20 protein-coding genes are annotated in these 17,693 nt (G+C 61.2%); 13 read left to right on the top strand and 7 right to left on the bottom strand.

Features of this window, described 5'->3' with window-relative positions; genetic code table 11:
* Window positions 1–10: 10 nt before the first annotated feature.
* From pheS to infC, 6 genes are all read right to left on the bottom strand, one after another.
* A complete protein-coding gene (pheS, locus tag M9924_05325; GenBank protein MCO5063822.1) occupies window positions 11–1,096 on the bottom strand; it encodes a phenylalanine--tRNA ligase subunit alpha in 1,086 nt (361 codons plus the stop codon).
* Window positions 1,093–1,971 carry a serine/threonine protein phosphatase gene (locus tag M9924_05330; protein ID MCO5063823.1) on the bottom strand — a complete coding sequence of 293 codons (879 nt, stop codon included), beginning with the start codon at window positions 1,969–1,971 and terminating at the stop codon, window positions 1,093–1,095. Before M9924_05330 ends, pheS begins: the two co-directional genes overlap by 4 nt.
* An 80-nt stretch (window positions 1,972–2,051) precedes the next feature.
* Window positions 2,052–2,453 carry a 50S ribosomal protein L20 gene (gene rplT / locus M9924_05335; GenBank protein ID MCO5063824.1) on the bottom strand — a complete coding sequence of 134 codons (402 nt, stop codon included), beginning with the start codon at window positions 2,451–2,453 and terminating at the stop codon, window positions 2,052–2,054.
* A 42-nt stretch (window positions 2,454–2,495) separates the two neighbouring features.
* Window positions 2,496–2,705, bottom strand: a complete 210-nt coding sequence (gene rpmI / locus M9924_05340; GenBank protein ID MCO5063825.1) for a 50S ribosomal protein L35 — start codon at window positions 2,703–2,705, stop codon at window positions 2,496–2,498.
* A 164-nt stretch (window positions 2,706–2,869) separates the two neighbouring features.
* The gene (locus M9924_05345; protein MCO5063826.1) at window positions 2,870–3,490 is read right to left on the bottom strand and encodes an isoprenylcysteine carboxylmethyltransferase family protein; all 621 of its coding nucleotides are present in this window, start codon (window positions 3,488–3,490) and stop codon (window positions 2,870–2,872) included.
* Between the two features lie 49 nt (window positions 3,491–3,539).
* Window positions 3,540–4,076 (bottom strand): translation initiation factor IF-3, encoded by a 537-nt coding sequence (infC, locus tag M9924_05350; protein ID MCO5063827.1) that lies wholly within the window; start codon window positions 4,074–4,076, stop codon window positions 3,540–3,542.
* A gap of 238 nt (window positions 4,077–4,314) precedes the next feature.
* Between infC and M9924_05355 the strand changes: the two genes are divergently transcribed.
* The 12 genes from M9924_05355 to M9924_05410 all read left to right on the top strand — a co-directional run bounded on the left by M9924_05355 (window position 4,315) and on the right by M9924_05410 (window position 15,776).
* On the top strand, window positions 4,315–5,088 hold the full coding sequence (locus M9924_05355; protein MCO5063828.1) for an alpha/beta hydrolase: 774 nt from the start codon (window positions 4,315–4,317) through the stop codon (window positions 5,086–5,088).
* Entirely contained in the window at window positions 5,089–6,243 is a 1,155-nt protein-coding gene (locus M9924_05360) for a benzoate/H(+) symporter BenE family transporter (protein MCO5063829.1), read from the top strand.
* Window positions 6,244–6,349: 106 nt separating this feature from the next.
* Window positions 6,350–6,781 carry a DUF2852 domain-containing protein gene (locus M9924_05365; GenBank protein ID MCO5063830.1) on the top strand — a complete coding sequence of 144 codons (432 nt, stop codon included), beginning with the start codon at window positions 6,350–6,352 and terminating at the stop codon, window positions 6,779–6,781.
* A gap of 270 nt (window positions 6,782–7,051) precedes the next feature.
* Window positions 7,052–8,965: a molecular chaperone DnaK gene (gene dnaK, locus M9924_05370; protein ID MCO5063831.1), complete on the top strand. Its 1,914-nt coding sequence runs from the start codon at window positions 7,052–7,054 to the stop codon at window positions 8,963–8,965.
* A 102-nt stretch (window positions 8,966–9,067) separates the two neighbouring features.
* Complete coding sequence (gene dnaJ, locus M9924_05375; GenBank protein ID MCO5063832.1) at window positions 9,068–10,198, top strand: molecular chaperone DnaJ; 1,131 nt, start codon at window positions 9,068–9,070, stop codon at window positions 10,196–10,198.
* 123 nt (window positions 10,199–10,321) lie between these two features.
* On the top strand, window positions 10,322–10,927 hold the full coding sequence (locus M9924_05380; protein MCO5063833.1) for a class I SAM-dependent methyltransferase: 606 nt from the start codon (window positions 10,322–10,324) through the stop codon (window positions 10,925–10,927).
* Entirely contained in the window at window positions 10,924–11,514 is a 591-nt protein-coding gene (locus tag M9924_05385; GenBank protein ID MCO5063834.1) for an NAD(P)H-dependent oxidoreductase, read from the top strand. The genes M9924_05380 and M9924_05385 overlap by 4 nt, the downstream gene beginning before the upstream one ends.
* A gap of 5 nt (window positions 11,515–11,519) precedes the next feature.
* Window positions 11,520–12,221 carry an orotidine-5'-phosphate decarboxylase gene (gene pyrF, locus M9924_05390; GenBank protein MCO5063835.1) on the top strand — a complete coding sequence of 234 codons (702 nt, stop codon included), beginning with the start codon at window positions 11,520–11,522 and terminating at the stop codon, window positions 12,219–12,221.
* 10 nt (window positions 12,222–12,231) lie between these two features.
* Window positions 12,232–12,525, top strand: coding sequence for a DUF1330 domain-containing protein (locus M9924_05395; GenBank protein ID MCO5063836.1), 294 nt, complete (start codon window positions 12,232–12,234; stop codon window positions 12,523–12,525).
* Between the two features lie 140 nt (window positions 12,526–12,665).
* Window positions 12,666–13,943 (top strand): polyhydroxyalkanoate depolymerase, encoded by a 1,278-nt coding sequence (locus M9924_05400; protein ID MCO5063837.1) that lies wholly within the window; start codon window positions 12,666–12,668, stop codon window positions 13,941–13,943.
* A 184-nt stretch (window positions 13,944–14,127) separates the two neighbouring features.
* Window positions 14,128–14,757 (top strand): transglutaminase-like cysteine peptidase, encoded by a 630-nt coding sequence (locus M9924_05405; GenBank protein MCO5063838.1) that lies wholly within the window; start codon window positions 14,128–14,130, stop codon window positions 14,755–14,757.
* A gap of 173 nt (window positions 14,758–14,930) precedes the next feature.
* Entirely contained in the window at window positions 14,931–15,776 is an 846-nt protein-coding gene (locus tag M9924_05410; protein ID MCO5063839.1) for an EamA family transporter, read from the top strand.
* Between the two features lie 17 nt (window positions 15,777–15,793).
* Here the strand turns inward: M9924_05410 and fba are convergent, their stop codons facing one another.
* Window positions 15,794–16,858 carry a fructose-bisphosphate aldolase class II gene (fba, locus tag M9924_05415; protein MCO5063840.1) on the bottom strand — a complete coding sequence of 355 codons (1,065 nt, stop codon included), beginning with the start codon at window positions 16,856–16,858 and terminating at the stop codon, window positions 15,794–15,796.
* A gap of 188 nt (window positions 16,859–17,046) precedes the next feature.
* On the opposite strand from fba, the gene M9924_05420 reads away from it, so the two are divergent.
* Window positions 17,047–17,685 (top strand): LysE family translocator, encoded by a 639-nt coding sequence (locus tag M9924_05420; protein ID MCO5063841.1) that lies wholly within the window; start codon window positions 17,047–17,049, stop codon window positions 17,683–17,685.
* Window positions 17,686–17,693 lie beyond the last annotated feature (8 nt).

A 17,693-nucleotide genomic window follows, 5' to 3' on the forward strand; every position in this document is an offset into this window, starting at 1 on the left:
GGCTGTTGGATCAGGCGCTGAGGCCAGCGAAGAGAGTTGGCATGTCGAGCGGGCGGAAGCCGTAATGCGACAACCAGCGCACATCAGCGTCAAAGAAGGCGCGCAGGTCCGGCATGCCGTATTTCAGCATGGCGATGCGATCGATGCCCATGCCCCAGGCGAAGCCCTGATATTCGTCGGGATCGAGGCCGCCGGCGCGCAGCACGTTCGGATGCACCATCCCGCAGCCGAGGATTTCCAGCCAGTCATTGCCCTCGCCGAACCGGATTTCGCCGGGGCGCGAGCGGTCGCACTGGATGTCCACTTCAAGGCTCGGCTCGGTGAACGGAAAGAAGCTCGGGCGAAAGCGCATTTTCAGGCTCGGCACCTCGAAGAACGCCTTGCAGAACTCTTCCAGCACCCAGCGCATATTGGCAACGTTGGCCGTCCTGTCGATCACCAGCCCTTCGAGCTGGTGGAACATCGGCGTGTGCGTGGCATCGGAATCCATGCGGTAGGTCTTGCCCGGGATGACGATGCGGATCGGCGGCTTCTGCGCCTCCATCGTACGTATCTGGACGGGCGAGGTGTGCGTGCGCAGGAGCTTGCGTTCGCCCTTTTCGTCAGGATTGAAGAAGAAGGTGTCATGCATCTCGCGCGCCGGATGACCGTCCGGGAAATTCAGCGCCGTGAAGTTGTAGTAATCCGTCTCGATGTCCGGACCTTCGGCGACGGCGAACCCCATATCGCCGAAAATCGCGGTGATCTCGTCGACCACCTGGCTGATCGGATGAATGCGGCCGCGCTCGGAGGGCGACTCGCGAACCGGCAAGGTGACATCCACCCGCTCAGCCGCAAGGCGCGCGCTGATTGCGGCGTGCCTCAGCTTGCCTTTGCGTGCCGCAAGCGCCTCGGTCACGCGGTTCTTCAACCCGTTGATGGCCGGGCCTTGAACCTGCCGTTCCTCGGGCGACATGCCGCCAAGCGTCTTGAGCAGTTCCGAGACGGACCCCTTCTTGCCGAGGACCGCAACGCGCACGGCCTCGATTGCCTGCTCGTCCGGCGCCGCGGCAATGGCGTCCAGGACATCGGTTTCGATACGGCTGATATCGGTCATTGCTTGGCCTTCGGTTTTTGTCCCGGCAGCGGGCCGGGTACGCTTTGGTCTGGAGTGTGCGCAAGCGCTGGATAGAGAAACTCGCTCGCCTTGAGAAGCCGCCTGCCGTCCGCCCCGAGCCCGACATGGTGCAGAAGGCGAAGGAACGGCAGGAGGAAACCGACCGGCCCGCGCATGGAAGCAAGGCGCGGCAGGACGTCCGGCGGCGAATCGGCACGATAGGCGTCCAGCGCCCGCTGCGGCGTGGCATCCGACAGCGACTGGCCGCAAATCTGGAGAAACAGCAGCCACAGGTCGCGCGCCTGCGCATCGACCAGCGGTATGGTTTCTTCAGGCGCTTCCTCGAAATCGAGAAAGCCGATGCGGCCGTTTTCAAGGATCATGTCGCGTGGATGCGGGCGTCCGTGACAGAGACCCGCGCCGTGCGCCTTGCCAAGCGCCTCGGCGCAATCGACGAGCAGATCGTCATGCGCGGACGCGTCGGTATCCTTGAGCAAGTCCAGTTCGTCCTGAACGATACCGCTGGCGCTGCTCAGCACGAGATTGCCGCCCTGCCGGAACAGCAGTTGCACAGCAGGAAATCCGGCTGCCGCGAATGCGGCATTCTTGCGCTCCTCGCGCAGCGCCATGTCCTGCGACCCAATGATTTTCGAAGAGCGCAGCATCGGCCAGGGGATCAGCGGGGAGACCAACGCGTGGAGTTGCTTGAAAAATGGACGACCTTGCGCACCCATGCGCTTGATCCACACCGTGCGGCCATCCACCACCGCCGAACTGACCCGCCTGCCCTGCCCCGCGACCAGCAGGCGCAGGATCTGCTCCAGCCCTTGCGGGCTGAGCCGATCGATGTCGCTCCGAGGCTTGGTAGGTGTCATATCGTCAAAAAAACCCGCGCCGGCGAAGCCAGCGCGGGTCTCCCAAAAATCAGTGGTGCAGAAGCTTGGGAAGCGCTGGATCAGGCCACAGCGCTTTCAAAAGCATTCGGCGTGGTGTTCTTGAGGTATTCAAGCGCCGTCTTCGCCTGGGCGACAAGCGCCGCGAATGCCTGCGGCTCATGGATCGCCATGTCGGACAGCACCTTGCGGTCGATCTCGATGCCCGCCTTGTTCAGCCCGTCGATGAAACGGCCATAGGTCAGGCCATGCTCGCGCACGGCCGCATTGATGCGCTGGACCCAGAGCGCACGGAAATTGCGCTTGCGGTTCTTGCGGTCGCGATATGCATATTGCAGCGACTTCTCGACTGCCTGCTTGGCGATGCGGATGGTGTTCTTTCGACGTCCATAGAAGCCTTTCGCGGCTTTCAGGACCTTCTTGTGCTTTGCGTGGGCGGTTACGCCCCTCTTGACGCGTGCCATGTCATGATCTCCTTAAATTCGCGCTGTTCGTTCGGACCGGGCTCAGATACCGCCGCCATTCGGCAGGAAGTTCTTGATGACCTTCTTGCCGTCCGGCTCGGCCAGCACCATCGTGCCGCGAGCATCGCGTATGAACTTGTTGGAGCGCTTGATCATGCCGTGGCGCTTTCCGGCGGCGGCGGACAGAACCTTGCCGGTGCCGGTGATCTTGAACCGCTTCTTCGCAGCGGACTTGGTCTTCATCTTGGGCATTTTGCTTCCTTTCTCGCGCGCATTTGACATGCGCCTTGTTGTTTGCTTCGGACCGACCAAAGTCCGAAAAGCATAAAGACCGCCACGGCATGCCCTGCCGGGCGGCTTTTCTTGAGACGCGGCTCCATATCAGCAAGAAATTTGCCGCGCAAGTGGGAAGTGGACTACCAGAGGTGGAACAGAACCGGGATGACGCCCTTGTTCTGCAAGGTCTCAATCAACTCAAAAAGTGGCACGGATAAGAAGAACGCAAGCCCGTCCTTGAGTGTCCTCAGCAGGAGCGTTGGACGGAAACTGACCAGTTCCTCATCGCGATAGAGAGACGGATTGGGAAGAAAGCGCGGGACGCGGGCGGCATAATCCAGATAGGGCTTGCCGAGCTTTGCCTCCAGGAAGCCTTCTTCCTTGCGAATGACGATAGAGAAAGCGATCCAGCACAGAATGCCGAACACGGCGGTCAGGATAAGGCTGCCCATCTGGCCGCCTACCCCGGCAGCAGCTATCGCGGAAAAGAAATACAGCGGATTGCGCGTTATCGAATATGGCCCGGTCTGCACAACCTCGGAAGACTTGCGTCCGCCGATATAGAGCGTCGACCACATCCGCCCCCCGATCCCGATCAGGATCAGCATCTGGCCCAGCCATTCGATACGCTCGTGGATTTCCTCGGGCTGGCTGGACCTGCCGAATATCAGGAAAATCGCAATCACGGAAATGACAGCCGCAAGCACGATGCGGCGCAGGCGCTGGTATTCCGTCATCGCCTTGTCGGCTGGCAGTGTCATAGATTTCAATCCAAATTTCCGGGCGCTGAACGAATCCAACGCCGCGGAATTACTTCGGCGCCAGCACCATCATCATCTGGCGGCCCTCGAGTTTCGGCTCTGCTTCGACCTTCGCTATGGCTGCGGTTTCTTCCCGCACGCGATTCAGAAGCTCCATGCCGAGTTCCATATGCGCCATCTCGCGGCCACGGAAGCGAAGCGTCAGCTTGACCTTGTCACCCTCCTCGAAGAAGCGGCGCACCGCCTTCATCTTCACCTCATAGTCATGGGTGTCGATGTTGGGGCGCATCTTGATCTCCTTGATCTCGATGACTTTCTGGTGTTTGCGCGCCTCGGCGGCCTTTTTCTGGGTGGCATATTTCAGCTTGCCCAGATCCAGAATCTTGGTGACCGGCGGCGCGGCGTTCGGCGAAATCTCGACAAGATCGAGTCCGGCTTCCTCGGCAGCCAAAAGAGCATCGTTTATGGAAACAACGCCTCGATTCTGGCCTTCGGCATCGATAAGCTGAACCTGTGGAACGCGTATGTCGCGGTTTGCGCGGGGGCCGTCCTTGACGGGTGCGGCGGCTTTAAACGGTCTGCGAATGGCTTTCTTCTCCTTAAGCCGTTGATGAAAAGCCGCGCCAATGTGGTTGCGGCGCGGCGGCTGTCAATAGCACAGCCCGCGAAAATGTGCACCATTCATTGCTTTCCGGCGCTTCGTTGCGCCGACGCACGGTTTCGACGGCTTTGCTGGCCTACAGCATGCATTCAACGGTGGGCTTTTCGAGGACCATGGCCTGTGGCATGACGCAGCCCTCGTTCAGATAAGGCCGAAAACCGGAATGGCAAGCGAAACGTGCACAACCCTCGACGTGGGCGGGGCCGAAATTGCCGTCCGCAGGCAGTCTGGAATCGCTCCCGGTGTCGTCTGGCTGGGCGGCTATCGCTCCGACATGCTGGGGACCAAGGCCGAAACGCTTGACGCATGGGCGCGGGAAAAGGGTCACGCTTATCTCCGCCACGATTATTCGGGCCACGGCGAATCGGGCGGTGACTTCAAGGACGGAACGATCTCACGCTGGCTGGCTGAAAGCCTTGCCGTGCTAAGCGCGTTCAGCGAAGGGCCGCAGATACTGGTGGGTTCGTCCATGGGCGCATGGATCGCGCTGCGTATGGCACAGGAACTGCGCAAGGCGAACGACAGCGACAGGCTTGGCGCGCTGATCCTGCTTGCGCCGGCGCCCGACTTCACGCGCGAACTGGTGGAGCCGAAGCTCACGGACGCGCAGCGCCGCGACCTTGCCGAAAAGGGCTATTTCGAGACGCCATCGGAATATTCCGACCAGCCCTACATCTATACGCGCGCGCTCATCGAGGACGGCGCGAGGAACCTCGTGATGGGCGGGCCGATCGACACGCATTGTCCCGTACAGATTATACAGGGCGTTGCCGATCCCGACGTGCCCTATGCCCATGCGCTGAAGCTTGCCAGCCTGATGCCCGCTGACGATGTGACGCTTTCGCTCGTGCCGGAGGGCGACCATCGGCTGTCCAGACCGCAAGACCTCGAACTGCTCGTTGGCGCGGTCGACGCCATGATCGAGCGAATCGCCTGAATGCGCCTGTCTATCCCATCCGCCGCCTTCGTGGCGGCTATTGTCGGCTTTGGCGGCACGCTGGCCATCATCATTGCTGCCGCCAATGCCGTTGGCGCGACGCAACTTCAAACGGCGAGCTGGGTGACGGCGCTTTGCATCGCCATGGCGGTGGAAAGCTTCTGGCTATCATGGCGCACGCGCATGCCGGTGATTTCCGCATGGTCCACGCCGGGAGCCGCGCTGATCGCGGCGTCCAGCGGGTTCAACATCAACGAAGCGGTCGCCGCCTTCATCGTCGCTGCCGTGCTGCTGGTCGCGACCGGGCTGTTTCGCCCGCTCACGCGGCTGATCTCGCGCATACCCCATTCCGTCGCATCGGGCATGCTGGCTGGAATCGTCGTCACCTTCGCCATCAACGCGGTCCGCACGATTCCGATTGATCCGTGGCTTATCCTGCCGCTGATCGCCGCCTTCTTCATATTCAGGCTGGTCAATCCCTCCCTCTCCGTACTGGCGGTTCTGATCGGCGGCGGGGCCGCGGCATTCGTTTCGGGACGCATCGGCACGCTGCCCGCGCCGGAGCTATCGACCCTGACGCTGATTGCGCCGAGCTTCACGGCCGGCGCGGTGTTCGGCCTCGCGATCCCACTCTATCTCGTTACGATGGCGTCGCAGAACCTGTCGGGATTGGCGGTGCTCAAGGCGGCGGGCTACGAACCGCCCGCCGGGCCGTTGATCGGCGTGACCGGCTTCGTCTCGCTGCTCACCGCACCGTTCGGCGCATCCACCTCGAACCTCGCCGCCATTTCGGCTGCGATCTGCACCGGGCCGGATGTGCATCCCGACCCGGCGGAACGCTGGAAGACAGGGCCGTTCTACGCGCTCTTCTATCTAATCTTCGCGCTGTTCGGCGCTTCGCTGGTGGCCGTGTTTGCAGTCCTGCCGCCGGCATTGATCGCATTGGTGGCGGGGCTGGCGCTGATGCCCGCGCTCGCCAATGCGCTGGCAATCGCGCTTGCCGACGAGCGCGAGCGCTTTGCCGCAACCACGGCGTTCGCCGTGACCGCTTCGGGCCTCGTGGTGCTGGGCATAGGCTCGGCGTTCTGGGGCCTGGTCGGCGGGCTGCTCGTGCTCGGTCTTGAGCACTTCAAAAAGTCTTATTGGAATCAATAGGCTGTTGCGTTTCGCAAGGCGCCGTCTTGAATGGCGGCAATCGCTTTCCCATGTCCTTCATCAGCAGCGCAACGGTGCTCGCTGCGCAACCGAAGGAACGGGAAAAATGTCGACGACTGCTTTGATCCGCCCGGCCTGGACGCCGGCGACCATCGCGCTCATGGTGATCGGGTTCGTGGTGTTCTGGCCTCTTGGGCTGGCCATGCTTGCCTATATCATCTGGGGCGACCGGCTTGACGGTTTCAAGCGCGAGGTGAACCGCGCGACGGATGGCGTATTCGCCGGCTGCCGCCGATCTTCATGGAAGGCGACCGCCGCCACCGGCAACATCGCCTTCGACGACTGGCGCGAGAAAGAGCTTGAGCGGCTGGCCGAAGAGCGCCGCAAGCTCGACGAGATGCGCGACGAGTTCGATGCCTACGCACGCGAGCTTCGCCGCGCGAAGGACCAGGAAGAGTTCGACCGCTTCATGGCAAACCGCAACAAGCCGACGGCTCCGGCAAAACGCGGCAAGGGCTCCGGCCTGCTCGACGACTGACACGCTCTTAGCCGGGCATGCATTTGACGGCGCCGCACCAGCGGCGCCGTTTCCGTATTCAGGTCGTGCCATTGCGGCAAAATGCGCCCGAAACTTCGATGCGCGGAACATGCGCAAGGCGCTTGCGCGCGAATGGACCTATTCCTATATACGCCGCAGCTTTGTGTCGGCTGCCGTAAAAGGTTGGTCGCAGCAAGGAAATCCTGACGAAAGGGGCTTTCGCCGGAATGCCTTCGGGGTCCTGAAAGCCTGCTAATTGGAGAGAAGAACATGGCAAAAGTAATCGGCATCGATCTCGGAACGACCAATTCCTGCGTCGCCGTCATGGACGGCAAGGACGCCAAGGTCATTGAAAATGCTGAAGGCGCGCGCACGACGCCATCCATCGTCGCATTCACGGGCGACGGCGAGCGCCTCGTGGGACAGCCGGCGAAGCGTCAGGCGGTCACCAATCCTGAAAACACAATCTTCGCGGTCAAGCGCCTGATCGGCCGCCGCTTCGACGACCCGGTGACGGACAAGGACAAGAAGCTTGTCCCCTACAAGATCGTCAAGGGCGACAATGGCGACGCTTGGGTCGAGGCAGGCGGCAAGAAGCAGTCGCCCAGCCAGATTTCGGCGATGATCCTGCAGAAGATGAAGGAAACGGCGGAAGCCTATCTCGGCGAGAAGGTCGACAAGGCGGTCATCACCGTTCCCGCATATTTTAACGACGCACAGCGCCAGGCCACCAAGGACGCGGGCAAGATCGCCGGCCTCGAGGTTCTGCGCATCATCAACGAGCCGACGGCAGCCGCGCTCGCCTACGGCCTCGACAAGAAGGACGGCAAGACCATCGCGGTCTATGACCTCGGCGGCGGCACCTTCGACATTTCCGTCCTCGAAATCGGCGACGGCGTGTTCGAGGTCAAATCCACCAATGGAGACACGTTCCTCGGCGGTGAAGACTTCGACATGCGCCTGGTCGAATATTTGGCCGACGAATTCAAGAAAGAACAGGGCATCGATCTGAAGAACGACAAGCTCGCCTTGCAGCGCCTGAAAGAGGCTGCCGAAAAGGCGAAGATCGAGCTGTCTTCTTCGGCGCAGACCGAAATCAACCTGCCCTTCATCACGGCAGACGCCACCGGCCCGAAGCACCTGACCATGAAGCTCACGCGCGCCAAGTTCGAGAGCCTCGTGGACGATCTAGTGCAGCGCACCATCGAGCCCTGCAAGGCGGCCCTCAAGGACGCCGGGCTGAAGGCAGGCGAGATCGATGAGGTCGTTCTGGTCGGCGGCATGACCCGCATGCCGAAGATACAGGAGATCGTGAAGCAGTTCTTCGGCAAGGACCCGCACAAAGGCGTCAACCCCGATGAGGTGGTGGCACTTGGCGCGGCGATCCAGGCCGGCGTGCTGCAGGGCGACGTGAAGGACGTGCTGCTGCTCGACGTGACCCCGCTTTCGCTGGGCATCGAGACGCTGGGCGGCGTGTTCACCCGTCTGATCGAGCGCAACACCACGATCCCGACCAAGAAGAGCCAGGTCTTTTCGACCGCCGAGGACTCGCAGTCCGCCGTGACAATCCGCGTCTTCCAGGGCGAGCGCGAGATGGCAGCGGACAACAAGATGCTCGGACAGTTCGATCTGGTCGGCATCCCGCCCGCACCGCGCGGCGTTCCGCAGATCGAGGTGACGTTCGACATCGACGCCAACGGCATCGTCAATGTCTCGGCCAAGGACAAGGGCACCGGCAAGGAGCAGCAGATTCGCATCCAGGCATCCGGCGGCTTGTCCGACGCGGACATCGAGAAGATGGTGAAGGACGCCGAGGCAAACGCCGAATCCGACAAGAAGCGGAAGGCGCTGGTCGAGGCCCGCAACCAGGGCGAGGCGCTGGTACATTCGGCGGAGAAGTCGCTCAAGGACTATGGCGACAAGGTCTCGGAAGCCGATCGCACCGCGATCGCCGACGCGATTACCGCGCTCAAGGCGGCAACTGAAGGCGATGACGTGGAGGCTATCGACGCCAAGGCGCAGGCGCTGACCGAAGCCACCATGAAGCTCGGCCAGGCCATGTACGAAGCCTCGCAGGCAGAAGCCGCCGAGGCTGACGCCAAGGCGGATGCGGCCAAGGACAGCGATGTTGTCGACGCCGATTTTGAAGAAATCGACGAGGACGACAAGAAGAAGTCTGCCTGAGGGCGGTTGTGATCGAAAAGCCCGGCGCATGCCGGGCTTTTTGTAACCTGCGAGGGACTTTCATGATTGTTTGGCTATGCCGGACAGGTCGGGCGGGGCAGAATGAAGGCTGATTTCTACGAGACATTGGGGGTCTCGCGCAGCGCGGACGAAAAGGAGTTGAAGGCGGCCTATCGCAAGCTCGCCATGCAGTTCCATCCCGACCGCAATCCGGGCGACCACGCCGCGGAGATCAAGTTCAAGGAAATCGGCGAAGCCTATGACTGCCTGAAAGACCCGCAGAAGCGCGCGGCCTATGACCGCTTCGGCCATGCCGCCTTCGAGCATGGGGGCGGTGGCGCGGGCTTCGCGAACGGCTTCGGTTCCGGCGGCTTCTCCGACATTTTCGAAGACATATTCGGCGAGATGATGGGAGGCGCGCGGCGCCGTTCCAGCGGCGGTCGCGAGCGCGGCGCCGACCTGCGCTACAACATGGAAATCACGCTGGAGGAAGCGTATGCGGGCAAGACCGCCCAGATACGCGTCCCCTCCTCCATTTCCTGCACGACCTGTTCGGGCACTGGGGCAAAGCCCGGGACCCAGCCCGTGACCTGCACGATGTGCGGCGGACATGGAAAGGTGCGCGCCAGCCAGGGCTTCTTCTCAATCGAGCGGACCTGCCCGCAGTGCCAGGGGCGCGGCCAGATGATCAAGGACCCCTGCCCGAAATGCTCCGGCCAGGGTCGCATCGTTCAGGAGCGTTCGCTTTCGGTGAACATACCGGCGGGAATCGAGGACGGCACGCGCATCCGGCTTGCCAATGAAGGCGAGGCGGGCTTGCGCGGCGGACCTTCCGGCGATCTCTACATCTTCCTCTCGGTCAAGCCGCACGAGTTTTTCCAGCGCGACGGGGCCGATCTTTATTGCCGCGTGCCGATCTCCATGACCACCGCCGCGCTTGGCGGCCAATTCGAGGTTGCGACGCTCGATGGCACCCAGACCCGCGTGAAGGTGCCGGAAGGCACTCAGAACGGAAAGCAGTTCCGCCTCAAGGGCAAGGGCATGCCGGTGCTGCGGCAGGCGCAGATGGGCGACCTCTACATACAGACCGCCGTCGAGACCCCGCAGAGCCTGACCAAGCGGCAGCGCGAACTGCTGGAAGAGTTCGATTCCATCTCGTCCAAGGAAAACTCGCCGCAATCCGCCGGCTTTTTCTCGCGCATGAAGGAATTCTTCGAATCGTTCGGCGAATAGCTGGAATGTGATTATCGGTGGGCGAACCATGTTTCGCCTTGCGTTTGCAGGGCAGGATGATAGTCCGATCACCAGTTGGCACGCGATGGCCGGTGCGCGATGCTTTCCGAACGAGGGGATTTGCTGATGGCTGGTCTGGGACTTCGCAAGCTTGCCGCGAAATTCGATGACGAGTTGAAGTTCTTCAAAGGCTGGATCGACAAGCCGAAAGCAGTGGGCGCTATCATGCCGACAAGCTCGGTCACGGCGCGAAAAATGGCGTCGGTGATCGATACGGCTTCCGGGCTGCCGGTCCTGGAAGTGGGTCCCGGAACGGGCATCATCACCAAATACATCCTCAAGCACGGGGTGAAGCCGTCCGATCTCTACACGCTCGAATATTCGCATGATTTCGTCATGCACCTGCGGCGGATTTTCCCCGAGGTGAACGTCATCGAGGGCGATGCATTCGACCTCGACAAATCGCTTGGAAGCAGTACCCCGAAATTGTTCGACGCCGTGGTTTCAGGTGTTCCCCTGTTGAATTTCCCGGTGCAGAAGCGCGTCCACTATCTGGAAGGGCTGCTGCAGCGCCTGCCCGCCGGCAGGCCGGTCGTGCAGCTCACCTACGGGCCAAAATCGCCGATACCGCCCGGACTGGGCGACTATACGGTCGAACATCTCGACTTCATCCTGCGCAACATTCCGCCGACACGCCTGTGGATCTATCGCCGGAGACGCCAGCATTGAGCCGAGCGCCCCGCATCCTTCTGTTCGCGGGATCGACCCGCACCGGCGCCTATAGCGGCAAGGTCGCGGACGCTGCACAGAAGGAGCTGGCGCTGCAAGGCGCGGAGGTCACGCGCATTTCGCTCGGGGACTTTCCGCTGCCTATCATGAATCAGGACCTCGAGGCCGAACAGGGCGTGCCCGAAAACGCGGCAAAGCTCGCGCGACTGTTCGTCGCCCATGACGCCGTCATGATCTGCACCCCCGAATATAACGGGTCGATACCGCCGCTGTTGAAGAACGCCATCGACTGGATCAGCCGCGTCAAGGAAAACGGCAAGAGCGTCCGCGCGTTCGACGGCAGGATCGGCTGCATCTGCTCATCGTCCAACGGACATTTCGCCGGAATCCGCAGCGCCTCGCATCTTCGGCAGGTGCTGGCGCATATCCAGATGGATGTGATCGCCTCACAGGTCTCCGTACCCAATGCGGGCGAGGCTTTCGACGAGTTCGGTGATTTCAAGGCCGAGCGACTGCGCAACGGCATGAACCGCACCTGCCGCGCGCTCATCGAGGCGGCGTCCCTGCACATGCCCGCGGACGAATAGACGCCATGGCTGTCGAGGCAATGCGCGAACGGTTGATCGTCGGCCTCGACGTGCCGGACGTGAAGCAGGCAGAAGCGGTCGTTACAGAGCTTGGCGACACGGTCGGCTTTTACAAGATCGGCTATCAGCTCGCATATGCCGAGGGCGGCCTGGATTTCGCCCGCGAACTGGCCAACAGCGGCGCGAAAGTGTTTCTCGACCTCAAGCTGCTCGATATCGACAATACGGTGGCAAAGGGTGTGGAGGCCATCGTCCGCATGGGCATGACGATGCTGACCCTGCACGCCTATCCCAAGGCGATGCGGGCAGCCGTCGAGGCCGCCAGAGGGTCCGGCCTCTGCCTGCTGGGCGTCACGGTGCTGACTTCGATGGATGAGGAAGACCTCATTGCGGCGGGCTATGAATATGACCCGCACACGCTTGTCCTGCGGCGCGCCGAACAAGCGCTTCAGGCCGGAATGGGCGGGGTCGTCTGCTCCGCCGACGAGGCGGCAGCTGTCCGCCGCATTGTCGGGCCGGACCTCGCGGTGGTGACGCCGGGTATCAGGCCCACAGGCGCAGATCACGGCGACCAGAAGCGTGTCGTCACTCCGGCCGACGCGGTGCGGCGTGGCGCCAGCCATCTGGTCGTGGCGCGGCCCATCATCGGCGTCGTTGACAGAAGGGCCGCCGCCCGCGCTATCATCGCCGAGATGGAAAGCGCCTGAGGGAGAGGACATGCCGAAAGCCTATTGGATTGCCCGCGTCGATGTCCGCGACCCGGAGGGATACAAGGGATATGTCGCTGCGGCCAAGCCTGCTTTCGAGCGCTATGGCGCCCGCTTTCTGGCACGAGGCGGCAAGGCGGAGGCGGTCGAGGGACCGGGTCGCGCGCGCAACGTCATCATCGAGTTCGCCTCGATGGACGATGCCAGAGACTGCTACAACTCGCCCGAATACCAGCACGCTAGATCGATCCGCCATCAGTTCGCCGACGGGGAAATCGTGCTTGTGGAGGCGGTAGAAGGCTGAGCGCGGCTTTGGACCAAAGTAGAAAAAACTTGCAACGATAGTGTCTATTGCGTTGCAGCATTTGTTTGTTAACGTGGAGCTTCGAAACTGCGTTCGCTGGCGGGCGTCTACAACCACGGGCAAAGTCGAGGCGAACATATATGTTCTATCAGCTCTACGAGATGAACTATGCTGCGCTCCAGCCCTTTCGGGCATTGAGCGATGCGACGCGGATCCTCTACACAAATCCGCTCAATCCGTGGTCTCACACTCCGATGGGCCGAATGATCGCAGCATCGGCTGAACTTTTTGAACGATCCACCCGACGTTATGGAAAGCCGGCTTTCGGCATCGACGCGATCAAGGTCGACTTCAAATCCATTCCCGTCGTTGAAGAGATCGTCTGGTCCAAGCCTTTTTGCAACCTCATCCATTTCGAGCGGGATCTGCCGAAAAACCGCCGCCCCGATCCAAAACTGCTGATCGTTGCGCCGATGTCCGGGCACTATGCGACATTGCTGCGCGGCACGGTGGAGGCCATGCTGCCGCATGCGGATGTTTACATCACCGATTGGATCGACGCCCGCATGGTGCCGGCCACGGACGGACGTTTCGACCTGGATGACTACATCGACTATATAATCGAAATGCTCCATGAACTGGGCGAGGACACCCATGTTATCGGTGTGTGCCAGCCTTCAGTTCCCGTGCTCGCCGCCGCCGCCGTCATGGAATCTCGAGGTGACCGTTTTGCGCCGTCCACGATGACGCTCATGGGCGGCCCGATCGACACACGCCGCAATCCCACCGCCGTCAACCTGCTGGCCGAAAAGAAGGGAATTGCGTGGTTCCGCGACAATGTCATCATGCAGGTTCCGTGGCCGCTGCCCGGCGTCGGACGAAATGTGTATCCCGGCTTTCTCCAGCTTTCCGGCTTCATGAGCATGAACCTCGATCGCCATATACTGGCGCACAAGGACTTCTTCATGCATCTGGTGGAGAACGACGGCGACAACGCCGAGAAGCACCGCGACTTCTATGACGAGTACATGGCCGTGATGGATCTGACGGCTGAATTCTACCTGCAAACCGTCGATACCGTTTTCGTCCGTCATGCGCTTCCCAAGGGCCAGATGACACATCGCGGCGCGCTCGTCGATTGTTCCGCAATACGCAATGTCGGGCTGTTCACCGTCGAGGGCGAAAACGACGACATTTCCGGTCTCGGCCAGACGCAGGCGGCGCACGACCTTTGCGTCAACATTCCGGAAGCGCGGCAGGCGCACTATGTGCAGCCCAAGGTCGGGCACTACGGCGTTTTCAATGGTTCCCGCTTCCGTTCGGAGATCGTCCCGCGCATCGTGGATTTCATGAACAGCCACGGAAAACTGCGCCAGAACGCGCCCAGGCCGAAACTGGTTCGTTCCGCCACAAGCTAGGACGTCCGGAAGCCGTAAACACGCGGCGCGAAGCGGCAAGGGCCATGCCTTTGCCGCCATTTTTTTGCGTCTACCGCTTGTGGGGCGCCATCGCAGTAACCATGTTCATATATTAGTAACCATAGCGCATTGACTTTTCGCCCTGTTCGCCTTTAACCTTTTGTTAACAAAGCAGAGGGGCAGAATGGGACGGGTCGATCAATCGTTTTCGATCGTGTGGGCTGCATTGCGCTCGATCAGCGTATTTGCGGTCCTCTGCCTCGGTACCTTTGAGGCGTCCGCCGGATCGGCGATGGTAGTGGGCGGTCTGACTTCGCAGCCGATTGGCCACTACGAATATTGCAGGTCGAATCCCAGTGCTTGTGCCATCCGTACGCGCGATACGCGGCCGGAGCACATGAACGCCGCGCTTCTGAGCAAAATCCGCTACATCAATCTGGTTGTGAATTCGAGCGTCGAGCCGAAAAGCGATAATGATGTATATGGCCGGGAAGAGGTCTGGGCGCTGCCCGTCAGCGGCGTCGGCGATTGCGAGGACTATGTCCTTGAAAAACAGCGCAGGCTGCGCAAGGCCGGGCTGTCCATGGCCAATCTGCTCATCACGGTCGTCCGCAAGCCGGATGGCGAGGGTCACGCGGTGCTCACCGTGCGCACCGACGATGGTGACTATATTCTGGACAATCTGAGCGATGAAGTTCGCGAATGGAGCGACACGGGTTATCTTTACCTGAAGCGCCAGTCCGAGCAGAACACCGGTCGCTGGGTTGCAATCCGCAAGGGCCAGACCTCGACGGTGGCCTCCGTCCGGGACTGATTTCAGCTCAACCGATCGATCGTTCCGCCATGCCGCACGCGACACATGGCGCAACGAATATTACGCCGGCAAATGGATCGGTTTCCCTTGACGTGATTTGCGCAAGCTGGAAGTGAAGAGAGTCCGGCACCTCTGTCGGGTCTAAGCTCGCTCTCTTCACCCCATTGGTTCCAATGTCCGCTTTCGCACTCACTCTGGTCCTTTCAGCGGCGGTGCTTCACGCAAGCTGGAATGCTGTGGTCAAGGCGGCGACGGACAGGGCGCTGACGATTGCCGCGATCGCCACCATGCACGCCTTGGCGGGAATAGTCCTCATTGCCCTGTCGGGTCCGCCGGCACCCGCGAGTTGGCCGTCGATCGCCATATCCACGCTGCTTCACTATTTCTACTATGTCCTGATGTTTCAGGCATACCGGCTCGGCGACCTGAGCCAAGTCTATCCGATCTCACGCGGAATGGCTCCTGCATTGGTGGCGTTGGGCACCTTCCTGCTGATTGGGGAAAGCCTCAGCCCACTTGCCCTTGCGGGGCTGGCAGCGATAAGCGCGGGCATTGGCGTTCTTGCCTTGCAGAGAGGCGCTGCGCATGCAGACCGGCGCGCGCTGGTCGCCGCCGGATTGCTCGGCCTGACCATCGCTGCCTATTCGGTCGCGGACGGCATCGGCGTGCGGTGGTCGAACGATCCGACCGGCTATATGGGATGGCTCTTCCTGCTGGAATCGCCGGTCGTTATCGCCGTGCTGGCGCGGCGAAAGCGCAACGGCATCAAGTTCGACGCGCGCACCTATTGCATCGGCCTCGTAGGAGGAATTGTATCGGTCACGGCCTACGGTGTCGTCCTCTATGCCAAGACCATCGCTCCCATCGGCGCGGTCTCCGCAGTTCGGGAATCGAGCGTAATCATTGCGGCGCTGATCGGCGTCGTCCTGTTCGGCGAACGTCCGTGGCGGGGCCGGATCGTGTCAGCGATCATCGTGGCCGCCGGTGTGGTCCTGCTCGCCTTTTCAGGCAGCCATTAAAAAAAGCAGGGCAGCGCTCAGCCGATCTTCGGATCGAGACTTCCGTCCTTGTAGCGCCTCGCCATTTCCGCAAGCGGCAGCGGTCTGATCTTGCCGGCATTGCCTGCGGTACCGAACTCTTCAAGGCGCTGCTTGCACAGCTTGGTCATCGCCGCCATTGCGGGCTTGAGATATTTGCGCGGGTCGAATTCGCTCGGGTCCTCCGTCAGAACCTTGCGGATCGCCCCGGTCAGCGCCATGCGGTTGTCCGTATCGATGTTGATCTTGCGCACGCCGTGCTTGATGCCGCGCTGGATTTCCTCCACCGGCACGCCCCAGGTCGGCTTCATCTTGCCGCCAAACTTGTTGATGACTTCCTGAAGCTCCTCCGGCACGGAGGACGAACCATGCATCACGAGGTGCGTGGTCGGCAGCTTGCGGTGAATTTCCTCGATGACGTTCATCGCCAGCACCTTGCCGTCCGGCTTGCGGCTGAACTTGTAGGCGCCGTGCGAGGTTCCCATGGCGATGGCAAGCGCGTCCACCTTCGTTTCCTTGACGAACTTGACCGCCTCATCGGGGTCGGTGAGCAACTGGTCGTGGCTGAGCTGGCCTTCGGCGCCGTGGCCGTCCTCCTTGTCGCCCATCCCGGTTTCGAGGCTGCCGAGAACCCCCAGTTCACCCTCGACGGAAATGCCGCCAAGATGCGCCATGTCGCTGACCGTCTTGGTCACGCCGACATTGTATTCCCAGTCGCCCGGCGTCTTGCCGTCGGCCTTGAGCGAGCCGTCCATCATCACGGAGGTAAAGCCCGCCTGAATGGCGGTCATGCAGGTTCCCGGCTCATTGCCATGGTCGAGATGTACGCAGACAGGAATGTGAGGATAGATTTCGGTCAGCGCATCCATCATGTGCTTCAGCATGATGTCGTTGGCATAGGCGCGCGCGCCGCGCGACGCCTGCAGGATCACCGGCGCGTCCACGGCGTCGGCGGCTTCCATGATCGCGAGCGCCTGTTCCATGTTGTTGATATTGAAGGCGGGCACGCCGTAGCCATGTTCGGCTGCGTGGTCGAGCAACTGCCTAAGCGTGATACGGGCCACTTCTTATCCTCCGATGGAAATCATTGTGACTGGCGGCATAGGGAAAAAACCATTCCTCGGCAACCGCTATTCCAAATAGGTTAATATCTAAAACGGTTTAGCCGGGATCAACCAAAAGACTCAGCGCCCATATTGCGCTCTTGCCTGTCGCCGGATAGGGATCATGCATTCCAGTTTCGAGGCCATTCATGCATCCCTATGTCAGCGAACTCGCCACGCTCATGGCGATATTTGCCTTTGCTATCGTTTCGCCGGGTGCCGATCTGGCAATGGTGATCCGCCAGTCGCTGACGCATGGGCGCAAGGCCGCGATCATCACCTCCTTCGGAATCGGAGTGTCGCTCCTTTTCCACATCAGCTACACGATCATCGGGCTCGGCCTGATCATCTCCAGATCGCTGCTGTTGTTCAACGTCGTGAAATGGTGCGGCGTTGCCTATCTCGTCTATATCGGCATCAAGGCGCTCAGCGCACGCGGCACGGACATTGCCTCGCCGGAGACAATCGAAAAGCGGAAATCGGCGCAATCGGGCTTGCGTGCCTTCGGTCTGGGCTTTGCGGCCAATGCGCTCAATCCGAAGCCGATTTTTTTCTTTCTGTCGGTGTTCGCCAGCGTCGTCAGCGTCCACACGCCCGCCACCGTCAAATTCGGCTACGGGCTTGTGATGGCCTCTTGCCTGATCCTGTGGTTTGTGGGCGTCAGCTATTTCATGACCACGCCGCGCATGCGCGCAGCCTTTGCCCGCGCCGCGAAATGGATCGACCGCACCAGCGGCGTCGTGTTCATCGCGCTCGGCATCAAGCTGGCGACCGAAAAAGCGCCCTAGATCGTAGT

The organism is Rhizobiaceae bacterium (assembly GCA_023953835.1).
Classification (GTDB): domain Bacteria; phylum Pseudomonadota; class Alphaproteobacteria; order Rhizobiales; family Rhizobiaceae; genus Mesorhizobium_G.

Bases quoted from the DNA above. Each gene is read 5' to 3' on its own strand.
- M9924_05410 (MCO5063839.1), top strand. From the start codon at position 14,931: ATGTCCGCTTTCGCACTCACTCTGGTCCTTTCAGCGGCGGTGCTTCAC.
- M9924_05420 (MCO5063841.1), top strand. From the start codon at position 17,047: ATGCATCCCTATGTCAGCGAACTCGCCACGCTCATGGCGATATTTGCC.
- M9924_05360 (MCO5063829.1), top strand. From the start codon at position 5,089: ATGCGCCTGTCTATCCCATCCGCCGCCTTCGTGGCGGCTATTGTCGGC.
- dnaK (MCO5063831.1), top strand. From the start codon at position 7,052: ATGGCAAAAGTAATCGGCATCGATCTCGGAACGACCAATTCCTGCGTC.
- pheS (MCO5063822.1), bottom strand. From the start codon at position 1,096: ATGACCGATATCAGCCGTATCGAAACCGATGTCCTGGACGCCATTGCC.
- M9924_05345 (MCO5063826.1), bottom strand. From the start codon at position 3,490: ATGACACTGCCAGCCGACAAGGCGATGACGGAATACCAGCGCCTGCGC.
- M9924_05365 (MCO5063830.1), top strand. From the start codon at position 6,350: ATGTCGACGACTGCTTTGATCCGCCCGGCCTGGACGCCGGCGACCATC.
- M9924_05330 (MCO5063823.1), bottom strand. From the start codon at position 1,971: ATGACACCTACCAAGCCTCGGAGCGACATCGATCGGCTCAGCCCGCAA.
- pyrF (MCO5063835.1), top strand. From the start codon at position 11,520: ATGGCTGTCGAGGCAATGCGCGAACGGTTGATCGTCGGCCTCGACGTG.
- M9924_05395 (MCO5063836.1), top strand. From the start codon at position 12,232: ATGCCGAAAGCCTATTGGATTGCCCGCGTCGATGTCCGCGACCCGGAG.
- M9924_05400 (MCO5063837.1), top strand. From the start codon at position 12,666: ATGTTCTATCAGCTCTACGAGATGAACTATGCTGCGCTCCAGCCCTTT.
- M9924_05355 (MCO5063828.1), top strand. From the start codon at position 4,315: ATGGCAAGCGAAACGTGCACAACCCTCGACGTGGGCGGGGCCGAAATT.
- dnaJ (MCO5063832.1), top strand. From the start codon at position 9,068: ATGAAGGCTGATTTCTACGAGACATTGGGGGTCTCGCGCAGCGCGGAC.
- M9924_05405 (MCO5063838.1), top strand. From the start codon at position 14,128: ATGGGACGGGTCGATCAATCGTTTTCGATCGTGTGGGCTGCATTGCGC.
- rplT (MCO5063824.1), bottom strand. From the start codon at position 2,453: ATGGCACGCGTCAAGAGGGGCGTAACCGCCCACGCAAAGCACAAGAAG.
- rpmI (MCO5063825.1), bottom strand. From the start codon at position 2,705: ATGCCCAAGATGAAGACCAAGTCCGCTGCGAAGAAGCGGTTCAAGATC.